Origin of the sequence: Sandarakinorhabdus limnophila DSM 17366, from assembly GCF_945882885.1 — a bacterium.
In the GTDB taxonomy this organism is placed as follows: Bacteria; Pseudomonadota; Alphaproteobacteria; order Sphingomonadales; family Sphingomonadaceae; genus Sandarakinorhabdus; species Sandarakinorhabdus limnophila_A.
In genome coordinates this window covers 1-23,597 of sequence record NZ_CAMCWT010000019.1, presented here as the reverse complement: position 1 = coordinate 23,597, position 23,597 = coordinate 1, and the positions used below count along the sequence as shown (strand labels likewise).

20 protein-coding genes are annotated in these 23,597 nt (G+C 64.7%); 12 read left to right on the top strand and 8 right to left on the bottom strand.

Features of this window, described 5'->3' with window-relative positions:
- Positions 1 to 35: 35 nt before the first annotated feature.
- Positions 36 to 632: a pyridoxamine 5'-phosphate oxidase family protein gene (locus tag Q7O19_RS06040; protein WP_303809275.1), complete on the bottom strand. Its 597-nt coding sequence runs from the start codon at positions 630 to 632 to the stop codon at positions 36 to 38.
- A gap of 10 nt (positions 633 to 642) precedes the next feature.
- Complete coding sequence (locus Q7O19_RS06035; protein ID WP_303809273.1) at positions 643 to 1,143, bottom strand: RidA family protein; 501 nt, start codon at positions 1,141 to 1,143, stop codon at positions 643 to 645.
- Positions 1,144 to 1,221: 78 nt separating this feature from the next.
- On the opposite strand from Q7O19_RS06035, the gene Q7O19_RS06030 reads away from it, so the two are divergent.
- On the top strand, positions 1,222 to 2,487 hold the full coding sequence (locus tag Q7O19_RS06030) for a serine hydrolase (RefSeq protein WP_303809271.1): 1,266 nt from the start codon (positions 1,222 to 1,224) through the stop codon (positions 2,485 to 2,487).
- Here Q7O19_RS06030 and Q7O19_RS06025 read toward each other — a convergent pair.
- The 3 genes from Q7O19_RS06025 to Q7O19_RS06015 all read right to left on the bottom strand — a co-directional run bounded on the left by Q7O19_RS06025 (position 2,481) and on the right by Q7O19_RS06015 (position 5,322).
- Positions 2,481 to 2,993, bottom strand: coding sequence for a hypothetical protein (locus tag Q7O19_RS06025; RefSeq protein WP_273461849.1), 513 nt, complete (start codon positions 2,991 to 2,993; stop codon positions 2,481 to 2,483). The genes Q7O19_RS06030 and Q7O19_RS06025 overlap by 7 nt on opposite strands.
- Before the next feature lie 141 nt (positions 2,994 to 3,134).
- The gene (locus tag Q7O19_RS06020; RefSeq protein ID WP_303809268.1) at positions 3,135 to 3,797 is read right to left on the bottom strand and encodes an HAD family phosphatase; all 663 of its coding nucleotides are present in this window, start codon (positions 3,795 to 3,797) and stop codon (positions 3,135 to 3,137) included.
- A 10-nt stretch (positions 3,798 to 3,807) separates the two neighbouring features.
- Positions 3,808 to 5,322 carry a fumarate hydratase gene (locus Q7O19_RS06015; protein ID WP_303809267.1) on the bottom strand — a complete coding sequence of 505 codons (1,515 nt, stop codon included), beginning with the start codon at positions 5,320 to 5,322 and terminating at the stop codon, positions 3,808 to 3,810.
- Positions 5,323 to 5,766: 444 nt separating this feature from the next.
- Between Q7O19_RS06015 and Q7O19_RS06010 the strand changes: the two genes are divergently transcribed.
- From Q7O19_RS06010 to Q7O19_RS05965, 10 genes are all read left to right on the top strand, one after another.
- Positions 5,767 to 7,710: a ribonucleoside-diphosphate reductase subunit alpha gene (locus tag Q7O19_RS06010; RefSeq protein WP_303809265.1), complete on the top strand. Its 1,944-nt coding sequence runs from the start codon at positions 5,767 to 5,769 to the stop codon at positions 7,708 to 7,710.
- 452 nt (positions 7,711 to 8,162) lie between these two features.
- A complete protein-coding gene (locus tag Q7O19_RS06005; protein WP_303809263.1) occupies positions 8,163 to 9,215 on the top strand; it encodes a ribonucleotide-diphosphate reductase subunit beta in 1,053 nt (350 codons plus the stop codon).
- Positions 9,216 to 9,497: 282 nt separating this feature from the next.
- On the top strand, positions 9,498 to 9,782 hold the full coding sequence (locus tag Q7O19_RS06000; RefSeq protein ID WP_273461855.1) for a hypothetical protein: 285 nt from the start codon (positions 9,498 to 9,500) through the stop codon (positions 9,780 to 9,782).
- A 278-nt stretch (positions 9,783 to 10,060) separates the two neighbouring features.
- Positions 10,061 to 11,083, top strand: coding sequence for an efflux RND transporter periplasmic adaptor subunit (locus tag Q7O19_RS05995; RefSeq protein ID WP_273461857.1), 1,023 nt, complete (start codon positions 10,061 to 10,063; stop codon positions 11,081 to 11,083).
- The gene (locus tag Q7O19_RS05990) at positions 11,080 to 14,139 is read left to right on the top strand and encodes an efflux RND transporter permease subunit (RefSeq protein WP_303794765.1); all 3,060 of its coding nucleotides are present in this window, start codon (positions 11,080 to 11,082) and stop codon (positions 14,137 to 14,139) included. Before Q7O19_RS05995 ends, Q7O19_RS05990 begins: the two co-directional genes overlap by 4 nt.
- Before the next feature lie 87 nt (positions 14,140 to 14,226).
- Positions 14,227 to 15,435, top strand: a complete 1,209-nt coding sequence (gene metZ, locus Q7O19_RS05985; RefSeq protein WP_273461861.1) for an O-succinylhomoserine sulfhydrylase — start codon at positions 14,227 to 14,229, stop codon at positions 15,433 to 15,435.
- Positions 15,432 to 15,851 carry a Co2+/Mg2+ efflux protein ApaG gene (apaG, locus tag Q7O19_RS05980; RefSeq protein ID WP_051136018.1) on the top strand — a complete coding sequence of 140 codons (420 nt, stop codon included), beginning with the start codon at positions 15,432 to 15,434 and terminating at the stop codon, positions 15,849 to 15,851. The genes metZ and apaG overlap by 4 nt, the downstream gene beginning before the upstream one ends.
- 31 nt (positions 15,852 to 15,882) lie before the next feature.
- Positions 15,883 to 16,701: a LysR family transcriptional regulator gene (locus Q7O19_RS05975; protein ID WP_303795054.1), complete on the top strand. Its 819-nt coding sequence runs from the start codon at positions 15,883 to 15,885 to the stop codon at positions 16,699 to 16,701.
- 186 nt (positions 16,702 to 16,887) lie between these two features.
- A complete protein-coding gene (locus tag Q7O19_RS05970; protein ID WP_207789923.1) occupies positions 16,888 to 17,028 on the top strand; it encodes a PEPxxWA-CTERM sorting domain-containing protein in 141 nt (46 codons plus the stop codon).
- A 158-nt stretch (positions 17,029 to 17,186) separates the two neighbouring features.
- Entirely contained in the window at positions 17,187 to 18,560 is a 1,374-nt protein-coding gene (locus Q7O19_RS05965) for a M20/M25/M40 family metallo-hydrolase (RefSeq protein WP_303795055.1), read from the top strand.
- A 44-nt stretch (positions 18,561 to 18,604) separates the two neighbouring features.
- Here Q7O19_RS05965 and Q7O19_RS05960 read toward each other — a convergent pair whose 3' ends face one another.
- Complete coding sequence (locus Q7O19_RS05960) at positions 18,605 to 19,069, bottom strand: hypothetical protein (protein WP_303795056.1); 465 nt, start codon at positions 19,067 to 19,069, stop codon at positions 18,605 to 18,607.
- A 48-nt stretch (positions 19,070 to 19,117) separates the two neighbouring features.
- On the opposite strand from Q7O19_RS05960, the gene Q7O19_RS05955 reads away from it, so the two are divergent.
- Positions 19,118 to 20,983, top strand: a complete 1,866-nt coding sequence (locus Q7O19_RS05955; protein WP_303809262.1) for an ABC-F family ATP-binding cassette domain-containing protein — start codon at positions 19,118 to 19,120, stop codon at positions 20,981 to 20,983.
- Here the strand turns inward: Q7O19_RS05955 and Q7O19_RS05950 are convergent.
- A complete protein-coding gene (locus Q7O19_RS05950) occupies positions 20,980 to 21,558 on the bottom strand; it encodes an acyl-CoA reductase (protein ID WP_303809297.1) in 579 nt (192 codons plus the stop codon). The genes Q7O19_RS05955 and Q7O19_RS05950 overlap by 4 nt on opposite strands.
- Entirely contained in the window at positions 21,555 to 23,546 is a 1,992-nt protein-coding gene (gene parE, locus Q7O19_RS05945) for a DNA topoisomerase IV subunit B (protein ID WP_303809260.1), read from the bottom strand. Before parE ends, Q7O19_RS05950 begins: the two co-directional genes overlap by 4 nt.
- Positions 23,547 to 23,597 lie beyond the last annotated feature (51 nt).

Here is a 23,597-nt window from a genome sequence, read left to right as displayed (position 1 = left end):
CGTCTTCCCGGCTGCAGTCGGGAAGACGGTCTGCCTCACGGCGCCACCCATTCCCCCGCCCAGTCGTTGGTGCTGCGGAATACTGCACGGCGATGCCCGCTGTTGGCCAGGTGCAGCCAATCAATTGCCGTCACCTCGATCCACAGCGTCGCGAAATTCGCTCGCGCCGGCCCGATCTGCTCGGCGGTCGGCTGTTGGCCTTCGATCCACGCCGGCAGGCCCGACGAGGGCCCTGGCAGCGGGGTGCCGGGCGGGTGTTCGGCGAGGTAGCAGCGGCGGGCGAAGAGGGTGGACTGGTTCCAGATGTCCTCAACCACCTCGTCGTCCGTCAAAATCCGCGCAGTGCCGGTGATGCGCAACTGCACCTGCTCGGCCGGAAGATAGGCCAGCACGGCAACCGGCATGCCATTCAGCTGCGCCACCTTGGGGCTGCGCGCGTCGGTGTGGAGGCGCAAGGTTGCGGCCGCCGGATCAGCCTTGCGCAGCACCATCACGCGGGCGTGCGGCAGTCCGTGTTCATCCACGCTGGCGATCACCGGCGTGTGGACGGGGCTTTTCCGGTCCGCCCCGCCGCGCACCAGCAAGGTCCAGGCGTGCGCGAGCATGGCGGGGAGGTCGTCGTCGGGCCTCATTTTACCTCCCTCATTTCACTTCGACGATCACATCCACCTCCACCGGCCAGCCGCGCGGCAGGCTGCCGGCGCCGGCGGCGACACGCGGTGCCTTGCCGGCCTCGCCAAAGGCGGTGACCATCACTTCGGAAAAGCCGTTCATCACTTCGGGATGCTGGGTGAAATCGGGCGTGGCGTTGACCAGGCCCATCACCTTCACCACCCGCTTCACCTGGCTCAGATCCCCGAGCTGCGCCTTCAGCGTGGCCAGCACGCACAGGCCCACCTTGGCGGCATTGGCCTTGCCGGCGGCCGTGTCCATGGAGGCGCCGAGCTTGCCGGCTGCGCCCGCCGGGCATTCGCCGTGCCCGGCCAGGAACAGCAATTTGCCGACCCGCGCCGCCGGAACATAGAGGCCGATCGGCGCGTTGGGCGGCGGCAGGGTGAGGCCGGCCTTTGCCAGCCGCTGTTCCGGGGTTTCGGCAAGTGCCGGAGCAGCCATCACGGCGAGAGCGAGAAGGGCGATGCGCATGATCCGGGGACTCCTTGTCGGGTTGATGGCTCCAGCCTAGCATCATGGCAAACAACCGCAAACAGGGGAGGGCCGGTCATGGCCGCATCACATCACGTACCGGGCTTTGCCCATGGCCAGAACGGCAGCGCTGCCGAAACCGATCCGGCCACATTGGGCCTGATGCAGGGCGCGCCGGTGCCGGCCGACAAACAGGTGCGCTGGACCGATGGTTCGATGTGGCGCTTCCCGCAGCAGCGCTGGGCTTTTTCGCACATGCGCGAACTGGTGCCGACGGTGAATATCGGGCGCGAAGGGGCGGTGAGTGTGCTGCCCGTGGCGCTGCGCGATGACCTTGATGATGTGCGGCTGACGACGCTCGACGGGCAGGCGATGACCTGGCGGGACTCGCTGGCCGCGACCTATACCGATGCCATCCTGGTGATGAAGAAGGGGGGGGTGGTTTATGAACGCCACTTCGGCGCGACCACGCCGGCGACACAGCATATCCTGTTTTCGGTAACAAAAAGCTTTGTCGGCACCATCGCCGAAATGCTTATCGAGGAAGGCCGGATAAAGTCGGATGCGAAGGCAGCGGAGTACGTCGCTGAACTTGCAGGCTCTGGCTTAGGCGACGCGACGATCCGCGAGATTCTGGACATGCGCACCGGCCTGGCGTTCAGCGAAGATTATGTGCCCGGCCAGACCGGCCTGACCGACGTGCAGCGCATGAGCATTTCCACGGGCTGGGTGCCGCGTCTGGTGGATTATGAGGGGCCGGATGGCAATTTCGCCTTCACCGCCAGCCTGGGCAAGAACGCCCCGCACGGCGGTGATTTCGTCTATCGCACCCCCAACACCAGCGCCCTACAATGGATCATCGAACGGGTGGCGGGTGCCAGCCTGGCGGAGCAGATCCACACCCGATTCTGGGCACCAATGGGTATGCAACGCGATGCGGCGTTGGGTGTGGACCGGCTGGGCACCGGCTTTGGCGGCGGCGGCCTGATGGCCAACGTGCGCGATATCGCCCGGGTGGGTGAGATGATGCGGCTGGACGGGCACTGGAATGGCAAGCAAATCGTGCCGGCCGCTGTGGTAGAGCGCATCTTTGCCGGCGGCGATCCGGCCGCGTTTGTCGCCTGCCAATACACCGGCAACCTGGATGGTAATTATGGCAGCCAATGGTGGCACCGCGCCGGCGGGCAATTGATGGCGATGGGCGTGCACGGGCAGGGCATTTATGTCGATCGCGGCGCCGGCGTGGTGATCGCCCGGCTGGGAAGCCACCCGGTGGCGAGCAACCGCGGCAATGCCGCGGTGACCACGCCGGCCTATGATGCCATCGTGGCTGCGCTTCAATAGGCGCTGCTCACCAACCGCATCGCGCCGGGTTCCATGGCGGTGAGCGCGCGGGCGGCGATGCGCGGCACGTCGGCTGAAGGCAGGGCCAGCAGTTCATCTGCAACGCGGCTGGCCTGCGTGCAGAAACGGCGGCGATCGGGCACGCTGGAAAAGCCATTGTACAGCCGGGTCATCGCCACATCATGGCGCGCCTGGCCGGCCGTACCATGCTGTTGGCGATAACGGGCCTGTTCGGTGGAATAGACTTCATTCAACAGGTTACGGTGGGTTTTGAGGATGCGGTTGTAATCATCGCGCAAGGCTTGGCTGCCGCACAGCAGCGCCGCAACGTTCAGCCCGCCACGCAAGGCCCATACCACTTCGGCGCTGGCCGCCACATTGTCAGGCACCAGCCGGGTGACGGCGGCGGGCTCGATGGCCTGCACAGGCGCGGCCGGCACCATCGCCACCGGGCGGGGCGGCCGTTCGCTGGTGCTGCATGCCGCCAGGCCCATCATCGCCAGCACGCTGGCTGCACGTGTCCCCCGCGCTGGCAGCGCCGCCAGCGCCTTGATCCCCTTAATGATTCCCTCTCCCGGTATCGTGATCTTGCCTGCTGCCGATACAACCGAGACCGGCTTTCACCAGCCTGAACGGCCCTGGCTGCGTCAGCCCGTCGCAGCCAGCCAGCGGTTCACCTGGTGCAGATCATCGGCCACGGCCAGCAGGCGCGGCGTAATTTCGGGCGTGGCGGGCAACAGATCGGGCACCATGATCACGGGCACTCCGGCCATGTGCGCAGCGATGATGCCATTGTAGCTGTCTTCCAGTGCCAGCGCGGCGCCGGGCGCGATGCCAAGGCGGGCGGCGGCGGTGCGATAGGGTTCGGGATGTGGCTTGCCGTTGGCAACGTCGTCGCAGCCAACGATGGTGGCAAACCCATCTAGCAGCCCGACTTGGCCCAGATGCGCGCGGGCCAGCGCCTGTTCGGACGAGGTGACGACGGCAGCCGGGATGCCAGCCGCGTTCACTTGGGCCAGAAGGTCTGCCGCGCTCGGCTTTAGCGGCCGGATCGGTCCCCATTCGCTGCGAATGCGCTGCCGCACCTCGGCGCGCATCACATCATAATCCAGCTCGGTACCAAAGCGCCCCTGAATGATGGCCCGGCTCGCCGGTTCCGGCCGGCCGATCAGTTCTGCATAATCGGCGCGGCTCATGGCAAAGCCGAAATCCGCGATCACCGCGATCATGGCATCACGGATCAGTCGTTCGGTGTCGAGCAGCAGGCCGTCCATATCGAAGAGGACGGCCGCCGGGCGGGCGTTGATCATTTTTGGACCGTCAGGTCGGCTGTTTGGCGCGGGCGATGCGGGCTTTCCAGTCGGCCGGGCCAGTCTGATGGACGCTGGTGCCTTCGGAATCGACCGCAACAGTCACCGGCATGTCCTTGACCTCAAACTCGTAAATGGCTTCCATGCCCAGATCCTCGAAGGCCACGACGCGACTGGCCTTGATCCCCTTGGCCACCAGATAGGCGGCGCCGCCCACCGCCATCAGATAGGCGGCCCTGTGGCGCCGGATCGCCTCGATGCCCATCGGTCCACGTTCGGCCTTGCCGATCATGGCGATCAGGCCGGTCTGCGCCAGCATCGTTTCGGTGAACTTGTCCATGCGCGTTGCCGTGGTCGGGCCGGCGGGGCCGACCACTTCATCGCCAACCGGATCGACCGGGCCGACATAATAGATCACGCGGTTGGTGAATTCGACCGGCAGCGCTTCCCCGCGGGCCAGCATGTCTGCCATCCGCTTGTGGGCGGCATCGCGGCCGGTGAGCATCTTGCCGCTGAGCAGCAATCGGTCACCCGGCTGCCAGCTCGCCACTTCGGCCGGGGTGAGCGCGTCCAGATTGACCGGCTTTGATGCCTTGTCCGGCGTCCAGTGCACCTGCGGCCATTCGGCAAGATTCGGCGGTTCCATATAGGCCGGGCCACTGCCGGTGAGGGTAATATGGGCGTGGCGGGTGGCGGCGCAATTGGGAATCATGCCGATGGGTTTTGAGGCGGCGTGCGTTGGCGTTTCGAGGATCTTCACATCCAGGATGGTCGAAAGCCCGCCCAGGCCCTGTGCGCCGATGCCGAGATCATTGACGGCATCATACAGTTCGATGCGCAGTTCCTCGATCGAAGACTTCGGCCCGCGCGCTTTCAGTTCGGCCATGTCGATCGGCTCCATGAGCGCTTCCTTGGCCAGGATCATCGCCTTCTCGGCCGTGCCGCCGATGCCGATGCCCAGCATGCCAGGCGGGCACCAGCCGGCGCCCATCAATGGCACGGTGTTCACCACCCAATCGCGGATCGAATCGCTGGGGTTGAGCATAGCGAACTTGGCCTTGTTCTCGCTGCCGCCGCCTTTGGCCGCCACGGTGATCTCGACATGATCGCCCGGCACCAGCTCGATGTGGACCACGGCAGGCGTGTTGTCGCGGGTGTTCACCCGGGTGAAGGCAGGATCGGCGACGATGGAGGCGCGCAGCTTGTTTTCGGGGTGCAGATAGGCGCGGCGCACGCCTTCGTTCACCATTTCCTGAACGGTTTTCGTGGCTTGCCAGGACACGTTCATGCCAACTTTTACGAAGGCCACCACGATTCCGGTATCTTGGCAGATCGGGCGGTGGCCTTCGGCGCACATGCGGCTGTTGGTGAGGATCTGGGCGATGGCATCCTTCGCGGCCGGCGATTCTTCCAGTTCATAGGCGCGGCCCAGGGCGCGAATATAATCCATCGGGTGGAAATAGCTGATGTACTGCAGCGCATCGGCCACGGAGGTGATGACATCCTCTTCGCGGATCACGGTCATGGGGCAAATCCTGTTGCGTTTTGGTCACGTGTTGATGGGGAAACGATAGGCGGCGGTGGCTTTCGCGTCTAGTTTGCCGCAGCGGGCGCTTCCCGGATTGTTGCAGCAATCTTGCACAAGCCCTTGAGGAAACGAATCTCGCTGGGGTGGACAGGGCGGTGGCCTGTGGATGAATCGCTGCCGATTCAACCGGTTCGGATGGCGTTTCGGGCCGTCAAGCAAACAATGGGGCTTGCGCCGCGATCCATCTGTGGCACTATCAGTAGCGTATCGGGACCAGCCAGACACAATTCGTGGTAGTTCCGGGCGGGGGACTCCCGGGCGGCAGGGCGAGCCAGCCTGTGGATATCGGGGACAAGTGTTGCTGCGGCAAAGAAGGCGCGTGACCCCGATTTGTTCCCCTCGTATGATTGAGGGGCACGAGTAGAGATGAGTGAGTTTCGCATGACAGACAGCAGCGCCGGCTTGACCACAGCTGATCACACCGCCGATGCCGGCGCCGCGCTGGCCGCGAGCATGGCGGCTGGCGTGCTGGCGCAGGCCTCTGCGGCGGCGGCAGCCACCACGCGGCTGGGCAGCAGCGAAGTCCTGCCGTGGCGATTCCCGGTGACGGTGGATCGCAGCCGCGACGCGCTGCTCACTGATTTCGGCAAAGATACGCTGGACGACCGTTATCTGCTGCCGGGCGAATCCTATCAGGATCTTTTTGCCCGCGTGGCGGCCGCCTATTCCGACAACGCCGAACATGCCCAGCGCGTCTATGACTACATCAGTCGGCTCTGGTTCATGCCTGCGACTCCGGTGCTGTCCAACGGTGGCACCGGGCGCGGCCTGCCGATCAGCTGCTATCTGAACAGCGTATCTGACAGCCTGGATGGCATCGTTGGCACCTGGAACGAGAATGTATGGCTGGCCTCGCGCGGCGGCGGCATCGGCACCTATTGGGGCAATGTGCGCGGCATCGGCGAGCCGGTTGGCCTCAACGGCAAGACCAGCGGCATCATCCCGTTCGTGCGCGTGATGGACAGCCTGACGCTGGCCATTTCGCAGGGTTCGCTGCGCCGTGGTTCGGCGGCGGTCTATCTCGACGTGTCGCACCCGGAGATCGAGGAGTTCCTCGAAATCCGCAAGCCGTCGGGCGATTTCAACCGCAAGGCGCTGAACCTGCACCATGGCGTTCTGATCACCGACAAATTCATGGAAGCGGTGCGCGACGGCGACAAGTTCGATCTGGTTAGCCCCAAGACTGGCGAGAAGCGCGCAGAAGTCGATGCCCGCGCGCTGTTCACCAAGCTTGTGGAAACACGGCTGGCCACCGGTGAGCCCTACATCATCTTCATCGATGAAGTGAACCGCACCATGCCCAAGCACCAGCGTGATCTGGGGCTGAAGGTGTCGACGTCGAACCTGTGTTCCGAAATCACCCTGCCCACCGGGCCGGACCATCTGGGCAATGATCGCACCGCGGTGTGCTGCCTGTCGTCGCTGAATATCGAAACCTGGGACCAGTGGCACGACCAGCCGCAGTTCATCGAGGATTGCATGCGCTTCCTTGATAACGTGCTGCAGGATTATATTGATCGGTCCGAACCGGCGATGGCGCGGGCCGCCTATGCAGCCATGCGCGAACGGTCTGTGGGCTTGGGCGTGATGGGCCTGCACAGCTTCTTCCAGGCGCGCGGCCTGCCGTTCGAAAGCGCGCTGGCCAAGAGCTGGAACAAGAAGATCTTCAAGCATATCCGCGCCCAGGTCGATCAGGCATCGATGAACTTGGCGGTTGAACGCGGGCCGTGCCCGGACGCCGCCGACATGGGCGTGATGGAGCGGTTCAGCTGCAAGATGGCGATCGCGCCGACGGCTAGCATTTCCATCATCTGCGGCGGCACCTCGGCCTGCGTCGAGCCGATCCCGGCCAACGTCTATACCCACAAGACGCTGTCGGGCAGCTTTGTCGTCAAGAATCCATATCTTGAGAAGCTGCTGATTTACAAGGCGAAGAGCAGCGACGCGGTGTGGAATTCGATGCTAGAGCACGGCGGTTCGGTGCAGCACCTGGAGTTCCTGACTCCCGATGAAAAGGCCACCTATCGCACCGCCTTCGAGATCGACCAGCGCTGGCTGATCGAGCTGTCGGCCGATCGCACGCCGTTCATCGATCAGGCGCAATCGCTGAACCTGTTCATCCCGGCCGATGTCGAAAAGTGGGATTTGCTTATGCTCCACTATCGCGCCTGGGAACTGGGCATCAAATCGCTTTATTATCTGCGTTCGATGAGTGTACAGCGGGCTGGGTTCGCCGGCGGCGGCGTTGAAGCCGACAACACGAGCGAAGCCCCGGTCATCCAAGTCGAGCGGCGTGATTACGACGAGTGTATCGCTTGTCAGTGAAGCGTTTCAGCTTGCCCTGCCATACCGCGGGGCGATCCACCGGCCGGGATGCTTCCCGGCTGGATGGTGAGGGGGTCGTGGCGATGCATTCCACGACGTGTGGCCACGACCCCCTCCCAACCGTAGGCCAAATGGTTGTTCAAGCCGGGGCCGTTGTTGCGAGTGGGCGTGCCTTCGTCGGGATGCGTATCGCCTCCAGTGGATGTTCGACGGTGCCGACGGGTGTCGCGGCGCTGCAGGCAAAGTTCTCGTGTTCCACGGCTGGTGCGGGTGCAAGGCGCACCAGCCGTGCAACATTGTCCTCGCTTTCGCAGGCGTTCGGGGCCGACCCACTGATGGCCCGGAGGCAAGCGAAGGGCGGGTGCAGGGGTTTGGCCCTTGTCCGCCGAAGGCCTAGTTTTTCTCCCAGTAATCCCGTTGTTTCTTCAATCATTAGTGCAGGATTTTGAACCATGCCGTTGCTTCAGGCATCCAAGTCGTACAAGCCCTTTGAATATCCTTGGGCATATGACTTCTGGAAACGTCAACAACAGATCCACTGGATGCCGGAAGAGGTGCCGTTGGGTGAGGATTGCCGTGACTGGGCGCAGAAGCTGACCGATCACGAGCGCAACCTGCTCACCCAGATCTTCCGTTTCTTCACGCAGGCCGATGTCGAGGTGCAGGATTGCTACCACGACAAATATGGCAGCGTGTTCAAGCCGACCGAAGTCAAGATGATGCTGACGTCGTTCTCCAACATGGAAACGATCCACATCGCCGCCTATAGCCACCTGCTCGACACGATCGGGATGCCCGAAAGCGAATACAGCGCCTTCCTCAACTATAAGGAAATGCGCGACAAGCATGATTACATGAGCACGTTCGGCGTGAGCAACAACGAGGATATTGCCAAGACGCTGGCGATGTTCGGCGGCTTCACCGAGGGCCTGCAGCTATTCGCCTCGTTCGCGATGCTGATGAACTTCCCGCGCTTCAACAAGATGAAGGGCATGGGCCAGATCGTTTCGTGGAGCGTGCGCGATGAATCGCTGCACTGCGAAGGCATCGTGAAGCTGTTCCACGCTTTCTGCGCCGAAACCGGCGTGCTCAACAGCCGAATCCGCGACGATATCGCCGATGTGTGCCAGCGTACCGTGCGCCTGGAAGATGCGTTCATCGATCTTGCCTTCGAACAGGGCCCGGTTTCCGGCATGGCGCCCAAGGATATCAAGCGCTACGTCCGTTACATCGCCGATTGGCGCCTGAAGCAACTCGGCCTGCAGCCGATCTATATGATCGAGGAACACCCGCTGCCGTGGCTGACGCCGCTGCTCAATGGGGTGGAGCACGCCAACTTCTTCGAAGCCCGCTCGACCGAGTATAGCAAGGCCGCGACCAAGGGCGACTGGAACGAAGTGTGGACCGCCTTTGACAGCCGCAAGGCCGCCAAGATTGCCAGCGAAGCCCAGCCGGCCAACACCGATGACGCCCTGGGCGGGCTGCTCGGAGTGGCCGCGGAGTAAGCGCCGGATTTACCACCTGATCGAACAAGCGGCGCGCCGGCCCTCGGCGCGCCGCTTTTCTTTGTGGGTCGGTGCGCCCGCTGCAGCGAAGTTGACCCCAGCAGTGCTGTGGATTCTGGCCTACGCCAGCATGACGACGGCTTTTTGGCGAGGGGCGCTCCAAACAAACGGGTGCAGGGACGATCCCCTGCCTGCCGGAGGCCCGATTCTTCCTATCTCAGGAAAGGAATTTGCCTGTGATCAAGTCAGTTTGCGCCCCACCCAGACGACGCGTCCGATGATGTGGATGGCGCTGCCATCGCGGCGCCGTTCGGGGCGCGGGTGGTGATCGAGGGACTGCGTGCTCGCGATTGGGCGAGCCTGACGTTGACCGGCACGCGCCATGAACTCGATGTGCGGCTGGATGGGGTGGGTGCAGCAGCCGCGCTGGCCGCGCTGGGTGAACGCTTGGCCCACGAAACCATCACCATTGCCGGGCAGATCCTGGCCGAAGCCTTGGTGGAACCCGGCACCGCCGATGACGAGGGAGTGGCAATGACCATCTGTGCCCTGGTGATCAACGACTGAACCAAGCGGGCGATCGCCTGTCGCGCCAGCACCCGGGGGGAGTGCTGGCTGACGGCGGGCAGCCCCCCCCCTGCGACAAACTTGAGCGCCGCTCAAAAACACTTGCCAGCCCGAGCCGACGTGGGCAGGATGTGAGTAGCAATCAAAACTGCCGGACGCCACTGGCAGCAACAGGGTCGGCAGGCACGCACATGGTGAAGAACAGGGTCAACAGGGCCGTTCAGCCAGCGCCTAGTGCCGGCGCATCCACGATCTTCATTCTTGGCCCCATTCTGGGCATGGCCGCAACGCTGGCGGCCTGTGGCGAAACCAAAACGCCGCCGCCAGCCCCTGCGCCGGCCGTACCGGTGCGGGTGGTGAGCGTGGCGCCGGTGAGCGGCGTGACCGAGCTTGATGTGGCCGGCACTGTGCGGCTGAAGCGCGAAACGCCGCTGGCCTTCAACACGCCGGGGCGCATCGCGGCGATCCTGGTGCGCGAAGGTGATCGGGTGCAGGCCGGGCAGTTGCTGGCGCGGCTCGACACCACGGCGCTGGGGGCGAACCAATACGCTGCAGCGGCGGACGTGGTGCGGGCGCGGGCGGACGTGAAGCGCGCTGAGGATCTGTTTGCCAAGGGCTGGGTGACGGCGCCCCGCGTTGAGCAGGCGCGGGCGACGATGGCGGCGGCGCAAGCGCGGGCGCGGGCCGCCGGGTTTGACGTGACATTGGCCAGTTTGCGCGCACCCGCCAGCGGTGTCGTGCTGGCGCGGCCGGGGGAACCGGGCCAGATTGCCCAGCCAGGCCAGGCGATATTGACGATAGGTGAAATGAATCAAGGCTTTGTGCTGCGCTTGCCGCTGGCAGATCGCGATGCGGCACGGGTGCGGCAGGGCATGCCCGCCACTGTGCGTATCCCGGCGCTGGGGGCGGGCACGTTGCAAGGCCAGATCAGCGAAGTGGGCGCGCGCGGCGATGATGGCACCGGCACCTTCCGGGTGGAAGTGAAGTTGCCGGCCAATGGGCGCCTCGCCTCCGGCCAGATAGGCAGCGCCCGGCTGGTGCTCGGCCCGACCGAGCCCGGTGCGCCGATCAGTGTGCCGACAACGGCGGTGTTTTCGGCCCGGGCCGATGAAGGGTTTGTTTATGTCCTTGAACCTGTGACGCGCCGGGTGCGGCAGCGGCAGGTGGCGCTGGGCGCTGTCGGGCCGCAAGGCGTGGTGGTGACTGGTGGCCTGCTGCCCGGCGAGCAGGTGGTGACCACCGGGGTGGACCGGCTGCGTGATGGCCAGGTGATCGAACTGGCGCAGGCAACCGCCAAGTGAACGGCATCATCCGTTTTGCCATTCAGCGCTGGCAGATCACCCTGGTGGTGTTTCTGGCGCTGGCGGCGATGGGGCTTTCGGCCTTCTTCACCATTCCGCGATCGGTTGATCCGCACTTCCCGTCGCCGTTCGTCAACATCGTTGCCACCGTGCCGGGCGCCGAGCCGGCCGACATGGAATCGACCATCGCCAAGCCGATCGAGGACGTGGTGCAGGGGTTGGATGGCATCGTGAAGGTGCAATCGCGCTCTACCGATTCAACCGCCGTGATCACTGCCGAATTCAGCTGGGATGGCGATGCCGAGAAGAATTACGACGAGGTGGTGCGCGAGGTGAACGCTATCCGTTCCAGTCTGCCATCAGCGTTGACGCGCCTGGAATTTCAGAAGACCCGCACCACCGAAGCGGCCGTTCTGCAATTCGCCCTGGTCTCGGACACAGCGAGCTATCGCCGGCTGGAAAAGATTGCCAAGGACCTGCGCGAGCGGCTGATCCGGGTGCCGGGCGTGCGGGCAACGCGGGTGTGGGCGCTGCCGCAGCCCGAGATGCGGGTGGCGCTGGATACCGGGCGCATGGCGCAACTGGGCATTCCCGTTACTGCCGTTACGGATGCGTTGCGCAGCGGCGGCCAGGATCTGCCGCCCGGTGCAGTGCAATCGGGCGATGCTCGGCTGAACGTGCAGGCCGGCGGCGCCTACAAGTCGATCGACGAACTGGCGGATGAACCGGTGCGTGCGCAGGATGGCCGCATCGTGCGGGTGAAGGATGTTGCACAAGTCGGCTGGGCCTATGAGGAGCAGCCGCACTTCGGCCGTTACAATGACAAGCGCGCGGTGTGGGTGACGTTGACCCAGAAGGATGGGCTCAATGTGCTCGATATCCGCGATGCGGCAGTAAAGGCGGCGGACGCGTACCGCGGCCAGTTGCCGCCCGATGTGCAGATGGTGGTGGGCTTTGATCAAAGCGATGACATCGCCCGCAAGCTGAGCCAATTGGGCCAGGATTTCGCCATCGCGCTGGGCTTGGTGCTGATCACTTTGCTGCCGCTTGGTTGGAGGGCGAGCATCGTGGTGATGGTCTCGGTGCCGTTGAGCCTCGCCATGGGTGTGGCCGTGCTGGGCTGGAGCGGGTTCACGCTCAACCAGTTGGCGATTTCCGGCTTCATCATCGCGCTTGGCCTGCTGGTGGACGACAGCATCGTGGTCACGGAGAATATCGCCCGCCATCTGCGCATGGGCAAACCTCGGCAACAGGCCGCCATCGACGGCACCAGCCAGATTGCGGTGGCCGTGATCGGCTGTACCTTCGTGCTGCTGTTTGCTTTTCTGCCGCTGACCATGCTCCCTGAAGGCGCTGGCAAGTTCACACGCAGCCTGCCTGTGGCCGTGCTGGGCACGGTGGCTGCGTCGCTGCTCGTGTCGCTCACCATCGTGCCGTTCCTGGCCAGCCGCATCCTGCCGCGCGAGGAAAGCGAGCACGGCAATGCCTTCCTGCAGGCAGTGAACAAGGGCATCCACCGCTTCTATCAGCCGGTGCTGCACTGGGGCCTCACCCATCCGTGGCGGGCGATGGGCGTTTCGACACTTTTGATCGTCTCTGGTTTTGGCTTGGTGCCGCTGATTGGCTCCAGCCTGTTTCCGCCGGCGGAAACGCCCTCTTTCCTGGTGCAGGTGACGGCGAGCGAAGGCACCGCAATTCCCGCGACCACCCGCGCCGTTGACGTGGTTGAAAATGCCCTGAAAGGCGAAGCCGAGGTGCAGGCGGTGATGAGCAACATCGGCCGCGGTAACCCGCAGATCTTCTATAACCAGCGCAGTTTCGATCAGCGCAGCAACATCGGCGAAGTGTTGGTGGTGCTGAAGCGTTGGGACGAGAAGGGCGGTCCGGCGCTGGTGGAGCGACTGCGGGCCAAGTTGGCGGCAGCACCTGACGCGCAATATGTGGTGAAAATCTTCCAGAACGGCCCGCCCATCGACGCGCCGATCCAGATGCGCATCATTGGCCCGGAACTGGATGTGCTGAAACGTCTGGCCGCCGAAACGGAAGCCGTGATGCGTAACGTGCCTGGCACGCGCGATGTGCGCAATCCGGTGGCCGTGAACACGCCGCGTCTTAACCTTGGGTTGGACAGTGATAAGGCCGCCCTGCTGGGTGTCGCGCCAGGCGCGCCGCGCCGCGCCCTGCGGCTGGCGCTGGCCGGAGAGAATGCCGGGCGATTCCGCGATGTGGAAGGCGACAGCTATAATGTTGTCGTGCGCCTGCCGTTGGACGAACGCCATAACGTGACGGTACTGGATGATATCTATATGCCGGGCAGCCGGGGTGCAGTGCCGTTGCGCGAGATTGCCCAACCCTATCTCGATTCCGCGCCGCCTCGCATCAGCCGTGAACGCCAGAGCCGCGTTGTCTATATCGATGCCCAGATCGCAGAGGGTTATCTCACGGCCAAGGTGAATGCGGCGGTGGTGAAGGCCGTGCAGGACCAGGTGAAGCTGCCCGAAGGCTATAGTTTCGACATTGGCGGCGAAGCGGAAACGGCGGCGAAGAGCTTTGGCGGACTGGGTCCGATCATCGCGCTGGCTGTGTTCGGCATCTTGGCAGTGCTGGTGATCGAATTTGGCCGCTTCCGCGAAACACTCGTGGTGGCCGGCGTCATCCCCCTCGGTCTGTTCGGCGGGCTGGTGGCGCTGTTTCTCACCGGGAACAGTCTCAGCTACACCGCCGTCATCGGTTTCGTCGCGCTGATTGGTATTGAGATCAAGAACAGCCTGCTGCTGGTCGATTTCACCACCCAGCTGCGCGAAGCCGGCCGGCCGCTGCGCGAAGCCATCGAAGAAGCCGGCGAAGTGCGTTTCCTGCCTGTGTTGTTGACCAGCGTGACGGCGATCGGCGGCCTGCTGCCGCTGGCCTTGTCCGGCTCCGGCCTCTATTCGCCGCTGGCCTGGGTGATTATCGGCGGGCTGGTATCATCCACCGTCCTCTCCCGCGTTGTCACACCGGTGATGTATCTGCTCATCGTGCAGGGCGACAAGGCCAGCACGGCCATTCCAGATTGACAGTCACGGCAAAGATCATGTGACACTGTGGCAATTTGAAGCAGCGCTTCATTGCGCCCGGGCCATCACAGGTTTATGGCGGGAGCCATGAAGCGTAACACCGGACAAGACTTGGAGCTCGTGAAGCAGTGGCGGCCCGCCACGCAGATGGTGCGCGGCGGCACCATGCGCACAGAGGTGGGCGAAACCTCCGAAGCCATCTTCATGACGTCAGGCTATTGCTATGACAATGCCGAAGAAGCCGCCGCGCGCTTCCGCGGTGAGCGCCCGGGCATGACCTACAGCCGGCTGCAGAACCCTACGGTGGAGATGCTGGAAAAGCGCATCGCCCTGATCGAAGGTGCCGAAGCCGCGCGGGCCACCGCCACCGGCATGGCGGCGATGAGCGGCATGTTGCTTTCCACCCTTTCGGCCGGGGATCATCTGGTCGCGGGGCGTGCACTGTTTGGGTCGTGCCGGGTGCTGGTGGATAGCATCCTGCCGCGCTTCGGCATCGAAACCACCACGGTGGACGCCCGCGACGTGGATGCGTGGGCAAAGGCGCGGCGGCCGAACACCAAGGCGTTCTTCCTCGAAACGCCCACCAATCCGGGGCTGGACCTGTGCGATATCCGCGCGATTGCCGATGTTGCCCATGATGCCGGCGCCCTGGTGATGGTGGACAATGCCTTTGCCTCGCCGATCGTGCAGAAGCCGCTGGAGCATGGCGCCGATATCGTCGCCTACAGCGCCACCAAGTTGATGGACGGGCAGGGCCGCGTGCTGGCCGGTGCCGTGGTCGGCAGCGAAAAGTGGATCAACGACACCTATCTGGCGTTCGCGCGCCACACCGGGCCCAATCTGTCCCCGTTCAACGCCTGGGTGGTACTGAAGAGCCTTGAAACGCTGGATCTGCGCGTGCGCCGCCAGTGTGACAATGCGCTGAAACTGGCCGCCTGGCTGGAAAGCCGGGTGCCGCGCCTGGTCTATCCCGGCCTGCCCAGCCATCCGCAGCACGCCCTGGCGCTGCGCCAGATGACAGCGGGCGGCACCATCGTCGCCATGCATCTTGATGGCGGCCGGCCCCAGGCGCAGGCGCTGCTCGATGCGCTCACCATCATCGATATTTCCAACAATCTGGGTGATTCCCGCACCCTGATGACGCATCCGGCCAGCACCACCCATGCCAGCGTTTCGGAAGCGGTGCGTGCCGAAATGGGCATCACCGAAGGCATGTTGCGGCTGAGCGTGGGCCTGGAAGACGTGGACGATCTGATCGATGATCTTGATCAGGCGCTGAAATCGGCTGGCCTATGACGGGGATGATCGGCCAGATCTTCCCCTACGCCGAAACCACCGGCGGCATTACCGTGCGTGTCGCTCCCCATTATCTCCCCGATCAATCCGATCCCGAACGCGGCTATTATGTCTGGGCCTATCATGTGCGGGTGGAAAATGCCGGCCTGGTGCCGGTGCGGCTGATGGCGCGGCGCTGGCTGATCACCGATGGCGATGGCCGCACCGAACAGGTGGAAGGCGATGGCGTTGTGGGCGTGCAGCCGCTGATCGCGCCGGGCGGCGCCTATGATTATGTCTCGGGCTGTCCGCTGGCCACCGCGTCGGGCCGCATGCAGGGCCGTTATGTGATGATGGGCGAAGACGGCGTGCGCTACACGGTCGTTATCCCGGCCTTTGCGCTGGACGTGCCAGTCGGCCGCCCGCCAGTGCATTGATTGCGGCGCGCAGGCCAGCCATTCTCTCCCCATGAAGCGCACCCATCTGCCCATGAATGCCCTGCGCGTGTTCGAAGCAGCCGCGCGCCACCTGTCGTTCACCCGCGCTGCCGATGAACTGGCGGTCACACCGGCCGCCGTGGGCCAGCAGATCCGCGCGCTGGAAGAAACGCTGGGCGTCGTGCTGTTTCGCCGGCTGACCCGCAATCTTGAACTCACCCACGAAGCCGAACAGGCGCTGCCGGCGCTGCAACAAGGCTTCCTGGCCTTTGAAGAGGCCGTGCGGGTGATGCAGGCCGGGCAATCCAGCCGTGTGCTCTCCATCGCGGCGCCGCGCGCACTGGTGGCCAAGTGGCTCACCGCCCGGCTGGCCGACTATGGCCGGCAGCACCCGGAACTGCGCTTTTCCATCGCCGCCCATGAAGACGGCGAGATGGATTTCACCCAGGCCAATCACGATCTGGCCATCCATTTCGGCGGTGAGCCGCAGGCCGAGGGCATTCATGGCCGCACCATGGGCGATGAACTTTTGATCACGGTGGCGGCGCTCAGCACCGGGCCAGACGCGCCCAATATCTTGTCGTGCATCGCACACCCGCTCGATCCCGAAACGCCCTGCGTTGAAAGCGCGCTGACGGTGGCAGACCCTGGCCTTGCTATCGATGCGGCCGCAGCCGGGCTGGGCAAGACGCGGGTGCCAGCCTTGCTGGCCGCCGCAGATCTCGCCTCGGGGCGTATCATCGCGCTCGATGCGGGTGTGCCTGCCGCCGGCGCATGGTGGCTCACCGCGCCCACGCCGCAATGGCGCCAGGCCAAGGTGCGGGCGCTGGTGGCCTTCCTGATCAACTGAATAAGCCGCGTCAGCGGTTTTCGATCACGTCGCGCCGCCCGGCAGCGGCGGTTTCGCACGCGCGATTGCGGTAATCCGTAACGGGTGGAAACGGCCCGCTCATCCCTCCGAAATAGCCCCATCAACAACTTCATTCTCCGTTGGCAGTCGGTAGCCGGTAATTTCCAGGGCACCTCCGGCATCGGCATGGGCACCGGTGACGGCGGCTTTGATCCAGGCGGTGGCGAGGTGCCGGAACCGGCAACTTGGGCCATGCTGATCGCCGGCTTCGGCTTGGTGGGCGCTGTCGCCCGCCGTCGTCGCGGCGCGCTGAGCGTTTCGGCCTGATCAAGCGCTGACCGAATAATGGCCGGTCTCCAATCGGGGGCCGGCCTTTTTCGTGGTCGCGGCTTGCCGCCTTCGGGCGCGGCATGCACGCGCAGGTCTTGCCAAAGCGGCAGCCTCGCGCCATCGCAGCAGATCTACGCACAAACAGGGGCGATGCGATGGTGACGGTGCGATCGATGGTGGCAGTGGCGGCTTTGCTGGCGGGCACGTCGCCCGTGCTGGCTGCCGAAGCGCCGCTCACTGCGCTTGCCGCCGGCGTGAGCGAGGCCGAATTGAAGGCCAGCATCACCGCGTTGGTGGGTTTCGGCACCCGCCATTCGGCCAGCGACACCACCAGCCCGACCCGCGGCATTGGCGCCGCCCGCCGCTGGACCGAGAGCCGCTTTCAGGCGTTCAGCGCCGCCTGTGGCAATTGCCTGACTATTGAAAAGCCAGCACAGGTGTTCACCGGTGATCGCCTGCCCAATCCGACCGAGATCGTGGACGTGCTGGCCATCCAGCGCGGCACCACCGATCCGGACCGGTTCATCATCATTTCCGCTCATATCGACAGCCGCAACAGCGATCCCAACGATGCCAAGGGCGATGCGCCGGGCGCCAATGATGATGGCAGCGGCACCGCCGCCGTGATCGAAGCGGCGCGCGTGCTTTCGCAGCACAAGTTCCCTGCCACCGTCGTCTATGCTGTGCTGTCGGGTGAGGAGCAGGGACTGAACGGCGGCAAGGTGCTGGCCGATTACGCCCGCGCTAAGGGCTGGGTGGTTGAAGCTGACCTGAACAACGACATCATTGGGAACAGCACCGGCATTGGCGGCATGAAGGATTCGGGCCATGTCCGCGTGTTTTCGGAAGGCACCAAGGCCGTGGAAAGCGCCGCTCAGGCCAACCGCCGCCGCTACAACGGGGGTGAGAATGATTCGCCCAGCCGTAACGTGGCGCGCTTCCTCGACCGCCTTGCCGACCACAACATCGATGGCCTGGATGTGAAGATGATCTATCGCACCGACAGGTTCGGCCGCGGCGGCGATCAGACCCGCCTCCTCGAAGCCGGCTATCCGGCGGTGCGCATAACCGAGTCCGTGGAACATTATGACCGGCAGCACCAGAATATTCGGGTGGAAAACGGCCGCGCCTATGGTGATCTCATCCCCGGCGTCGATTTCCAGTATCTTGCCAAGGTGACCAGGTTGAACGTGGCCGGCCTGGCCTCGCTGGCGCGTGCGCCGATGCCGCCGGCCGTCACCATCCAGCGCGACGCCGGTTCCAATACCAAGGTGAGCTGGGCTCCGGTGAAGGGCGCTGCCGGCTACAAGATCTGGTGGCGCGACACCACCGCACCGCAATGGCAATATAGCCGCACCGCCGCGGCCGCTGCCACGTCGCTGGTGCTGGAACATGTGTCGATCGATGATTGGCTGTTTGGCGTTGCCGCCGTGGCCGCCGATGGCAGCGAAAGCCCGATCGCCTATCCGGGCGACGCCGGCAACTTCATCAGCAACCCGCCGTTCCCGTCGCCGCAACCGCGGCCCTGAAGCTGTTCCCGTCACCCCGGCGAAAGCCGGGGTGAGGTGATGGGTCAAGCTCCGGCTATAACCGGGCGACCGATCAACGCCGCCGCATCCGGCGCCAGCATCTGCGCTTGTCCGGTAAGCGGGTGGTGAACGGCGAGCATATTCTGGTTGCGCGCGTGCAGCAGCCACCACTCGCCGTCGCGGGTGAGCAGCAGCGCCGGCCTGCCCGCCACCAGATCGACGGTCAACAGCGGCTCTGCCGGCGAAGGTGGCGCGCCTGCTTCCCAGACGATTTCAACCATTGTTTCCTGATCATCGTCGTTGGCATCGGTCCACGCGCCTGCAACGGCCAGCAGCGCGTCGCGGCCGGTGCGGGCGCCGATGCGGGCCGCCACCTGTTCGGGCGTGAAGCGCACGCCGCGCGCTTGCCAGCAGGTGATGAGCGCCGCCACCAGCGGATCGGCAGGCTCTGCCCGCGCTGGGTTGGCGAGCAACAGCGGCAGGGCCAGCAGGATACGGCGATTGATCATGCCAGCAGCCTAGCCGGCTCGGCCCTATCCTGCTAGGCGGCGCGCATCATGTTGTCTGTTCAAAACCTCACCGTTCGCCTTGGCGGGCGCGCCATCATCGACGGCGCCAGCGCTACGCTGCCGCCGCGCGGCTGTGTTGGCCTGATCGGCCGCAACGGCGCTGGCAAATCCACGATGATGAAGGTGATGGCCGGCACCATCGATCCGGATGGCGGCAGCATTGAACGGCCGCGCGGCACAAGGCTGGGCTGGCTGAAGCAGGAAGCCCCAATGGGGCAGGGCACGCCGTTTGAAACCGTGCTGGCCGCCGATACCGAACGCGCTGCGCTGATCGCCGAGGAAGACGCCGGCGCTTCGCCGGAACGTGTGGCCGATATTCACGAGCGGTTGATCGCTATTGATGCTCACACCGCCCCCGCTCGCGCTGCGCGAATCCTGGTGGGCCTGGGTTTTGACGAGGACATGCAGGGCCGTCCGCTCGACAGCTATTCCGGTGGTTGGCGCATGCGTGTGGCGCTGGCGGCGCTGCTGTTCACCCGGCCCGATGTGCTGCTGCTCGACGAACCGTCGAACCATCTCGATCTGGAATCGGCCCTGTGGCTGGAAAATTTCCTGAAATCCTATCCCGGCCTGATCGTACTGATCAGCCACGAGCGTGATCTGCTGAACCGAGTGGCGGGCATGATCCTGCACCTCGAAGGCGGCAAGGTGCAGCTTTACACCGGCAATTACGACAGTTTCGAACGGCAGCGTGCCGAACGGCTGGCGCAACTGGAGGCCGCCCGCACCGCCCAGGCCACGCAGCGCGCCAAGCTGCAGGATTATATCGCGCGCAACAGCGCCCGCGCCTCCACCGCCAAGCAGGCGCAGAGCCGGCAGAAGGCGCTGGCCAAGATGCAGCCGGTTGCCGAAGCGGCCAATGATCCGACGATGAAGTTCGATTTCCCCAGCCCGGAACCGCTGCGCCCGCCGCTGGTGACGCTGGATCATGCCGATGTCGGCTATGACGGCCGCGCGATCCTGAACAATCTCGATATCCGCCTGGATCCCGATGACCGATTGGCGCTGGTGGGCCGCAACGGCAACGGCAAGACAACGCTGGCCCGGCTGTTGATCGGCCAGTTGCCGACCATGGCGGGCACGCGCTTTGCATCGGGCAAGCTGAAAGTGGGCTATTTCACCCAGTATCAGGTCGAGGAACTGGATGGTGACGCCACGCCGGTGTTGATGATGGGCCGCGCCATGAAGGGCTCCAGCCCCAGCGCCGTACGGGCGCAACTGGGCCGCTTCGGCTTTACTGGCCCGACCGCGGAACAGCGCATCGGCACGATGAGCGGCGGGGAAAAGGCGCGATTGGCGCTGGCGCTCGTCACCCGCGATGCGCCGCACCTGATCGTGCTCGATGAACCGACCAACCACCTCGACATCGATTGCCGCGAAGCCCTGGTGCAGGCGCTGGCCGGCTATGAAGGCGCTGTGGTGGTGGTCAGCCACGATCGGCACGTGATCGAAGCCAGCGCCGATCGGCTTGTGCTGGTTGATGCTGGTCGTGCCGGCACGTTTGACGGCAGTATCGACGATTATGAAACGCTGATTCTGGCCGGCTCCAACGCCAACGCCGCTGCGCCTGCCGCCGCCAAGGCACAACGCATCGATCCCAAGGAAGCCCGGCGCCAGGCCGCGGCCCGCCGGGAAGCTGCCAAGCCGCTGCGCCAGGCGATGCTGGCGGCCGAAGCGCAGATGAACAGGCTGATTGCCGAACGCGAGGCGGTGGACGAGCAGATGACCCAGGCGCCGGCCGACATTACTGCCCTTATGCAGAAGCGCGGCGTGCTCGATGCCGGTATTGCGGCCGCTGAGGACGCGTGGGCCGCGGCCAGTGAGGCCTATGACGTGGCAGTGGCGGCGCCTTAAACCTCGATGGAAACGATACGGGTGAGCTCGGTGAGCAGGTTCACCCCGTCCCACACATTGCCGAACGCCAGCGCCTGACCGAAGGGCACGATGCGATCGATACCGTGCGGGCGGGTGGCTGCCAGCATGGTGCGCCAGTCGCCGCCGCTGACGCCAAGGCTGGCGATGGTCTGCCAGTCGCGCTGCACAAGCGGGGCGAGGTCTTCGAGGCGATCGATGCGGCGTTCGACGAAGAAGCCGTCGCTGGCCAGCCGGGTGAGGCGTGTCATGTCGGGCGTTTCGGTCACGCGCAGGCGATAATCGCTGGTGTCGCGGTGATGCACGGCGCCGGCGGCGTCGAGCATCTGTTCGGCGACCAGTTTGTCCACAGCGGCGCGGGCGGCGAAGGGCTCGCCAGCGGCGGCGATGGCGGATTCCACCAGCGGCCAGAAGGTCACCTGCGCGGCGGTCACGTTGGCAGCATCACCGCGCCAGAACAGCGCCAGCGGTGAGGAGCAGGCCTGCTGGCTGAAAGTGACGGCATCGAGCGCGAAGCGGCGCGATGTTCGCCCGCCAGCCCGAAGGCGGTCCGTCAGGCATCGATGGCGTCGGCCTCGATCGAGGTGGCGTGGCTCTGGATGAAGTGGAAACGATGTTCGGGGTTGCGGCCCATCAGTCGCTCCACCAAATCGGCGACATCGGCCCGGCCATCCACATCCTCGGGCAGCTTCACCCGGATCAGGCTGCGGCGGGCCGGATCCATGGTGGTTTCCTTCAACTGCGACGGGTTCATTTCCCCCAGGCCCTTGAAGCGGCTCACCTCCACCTTAGACTTGCCGCTGAACACCGTCTTCATCAGCTCGGCGCGGTGGGCATCATCGCGGGCATAGGCAACCGTGCCGCCAGCCGCCAAGCGATAGAGCGGCGGCTGCGCGAGATAAAGCCGGCCATCACGCACCAGGCCCGGCATCTCGCGGAAGAAGAAGGTCATCAGCAGGGTGGCGATATGGGCGCCGTCGACATCGGCATCGGTCATGATGACGATGCGTTCGTAGCGCAGATTTTCCGGGCTGTATTTGTCGCGCGTGCCGCAGCCCATGGCGAGCGTGAGATCGGCGATTTCATTGTTGGCGCCGATCTTGGCCATGTTGGCCGAAGCGACGTTGAGGATCTTGCCACGGATGGGCAGGATCGCCTGGGTGTTGCGATCGCGTGCTTGTTTGGCGCTGCCGCCGGCCGAATCACCTTCCACGATGAACAATTCCGTGCCGACCGCGTCATTGCGGGCGCAATCGGTGAGTTTGCCGGGCAGGCGCAGACTGGATTTGCTGGTCGCGGTCTTGCGCTTCACCATCATTTCCTGGCGGCGGCGCAGCCGGTCTTCCATGCGCTCCACCACGAAGGCGAGCAGCGCCTTGCCGCGTTCACCATTGGCCACCAGCCAGTGATCGAAATGATCCTTGATGGCGCCTTCCACCAGGCGGGTGGCTTCCGGGCTGGTCAGCCGGTCCTTGGTCTGGCTCTGGAACTGCGGATCGCGGATGAACAGGGAGAGCATGATCTCAGCCCCGGCAAACACGTCTTCGCCGGACAGATCACTGGCCTTCTTGTTGCCGGTCAGCCCGGCATAATTCTTCAGGCTGCGGGTCAGCGCCAGCCGCAGGCCCGCCTCATGCGTGCCGCCATCGGGGGTGGGAATAGTGTTGCAATAGAAGCTGGCTGAACCTTCGCCATATTGCGGCCAGGCGCAGGCCCATTCCACTGCGCCCATCGGCTTGCCATCCGGACCGGCCGGCAGATCGGTGCGGCCGGCAAACAGATCGGGCACCACCAGCGGGCGATTGTCGAGCCGTTCCTTCAGATGATCGGCCAGGCCGCCGGGGAAGGTGAACACCGCCGTTTCCGGCACATCGGGCGTCGCCAGTTCCGGTGCACAGCGCCAGCGGATCTCGACGCCGCCGAACAGATAGGCCTTGGACCGGGCCAGCTTGTACAGGCGCGCCGGCTTGAAGCGGGCATCCTCGCCAAAAATCTCGGCATCCGGGTGGAACTTGACGCTGGTGCCGCGGCGGTTCTGGGTGGCGCCCAGTTCCTCGATCGGCCCTTGCGGGATCCCGCGTGAATAACGCTGGCGATACAGCAGCTTGTTGCGGGCGACTTCCACCTCCGTATCGTCCGATAGCGCGTTGACGACGCTGATGCCCACGCCGTGCAGCCCGCCTGATGTGGCATAGGCCTTGCCACTGAACTTTCCGCCGGAATGCAGCATGGTCAGAATCACTTCCAGTGCCGATTTGTCGGGAAAGCGCGGGTGCGGATCGACCGGGATGCCGCGGCCATTGTCGGTGATGGTCAGGCTGTTGTCGGCCTCGAGCGTCACCTCGATCCGGCTGGCATGGCCGGCCACCGCTTCGTCCATGGCGTTGTCGAGCACTTCGGCGGCGAGATGGTGAAGCGCGCGTTCGTCGGTGCCGCCGATATACATGCCGGGGCGGCGGCGGACGGGCTCGAGCCCCTCCAGCACCTCGATATGGCTGGCATCATAATCGGCGGAGCTTTGCGTGGCAGCGAACAGATCGGACATGGGCACTGTATAGGGCGCAGCCGCGCGGGCCGCCAGCGGCTAGGCCTGTTT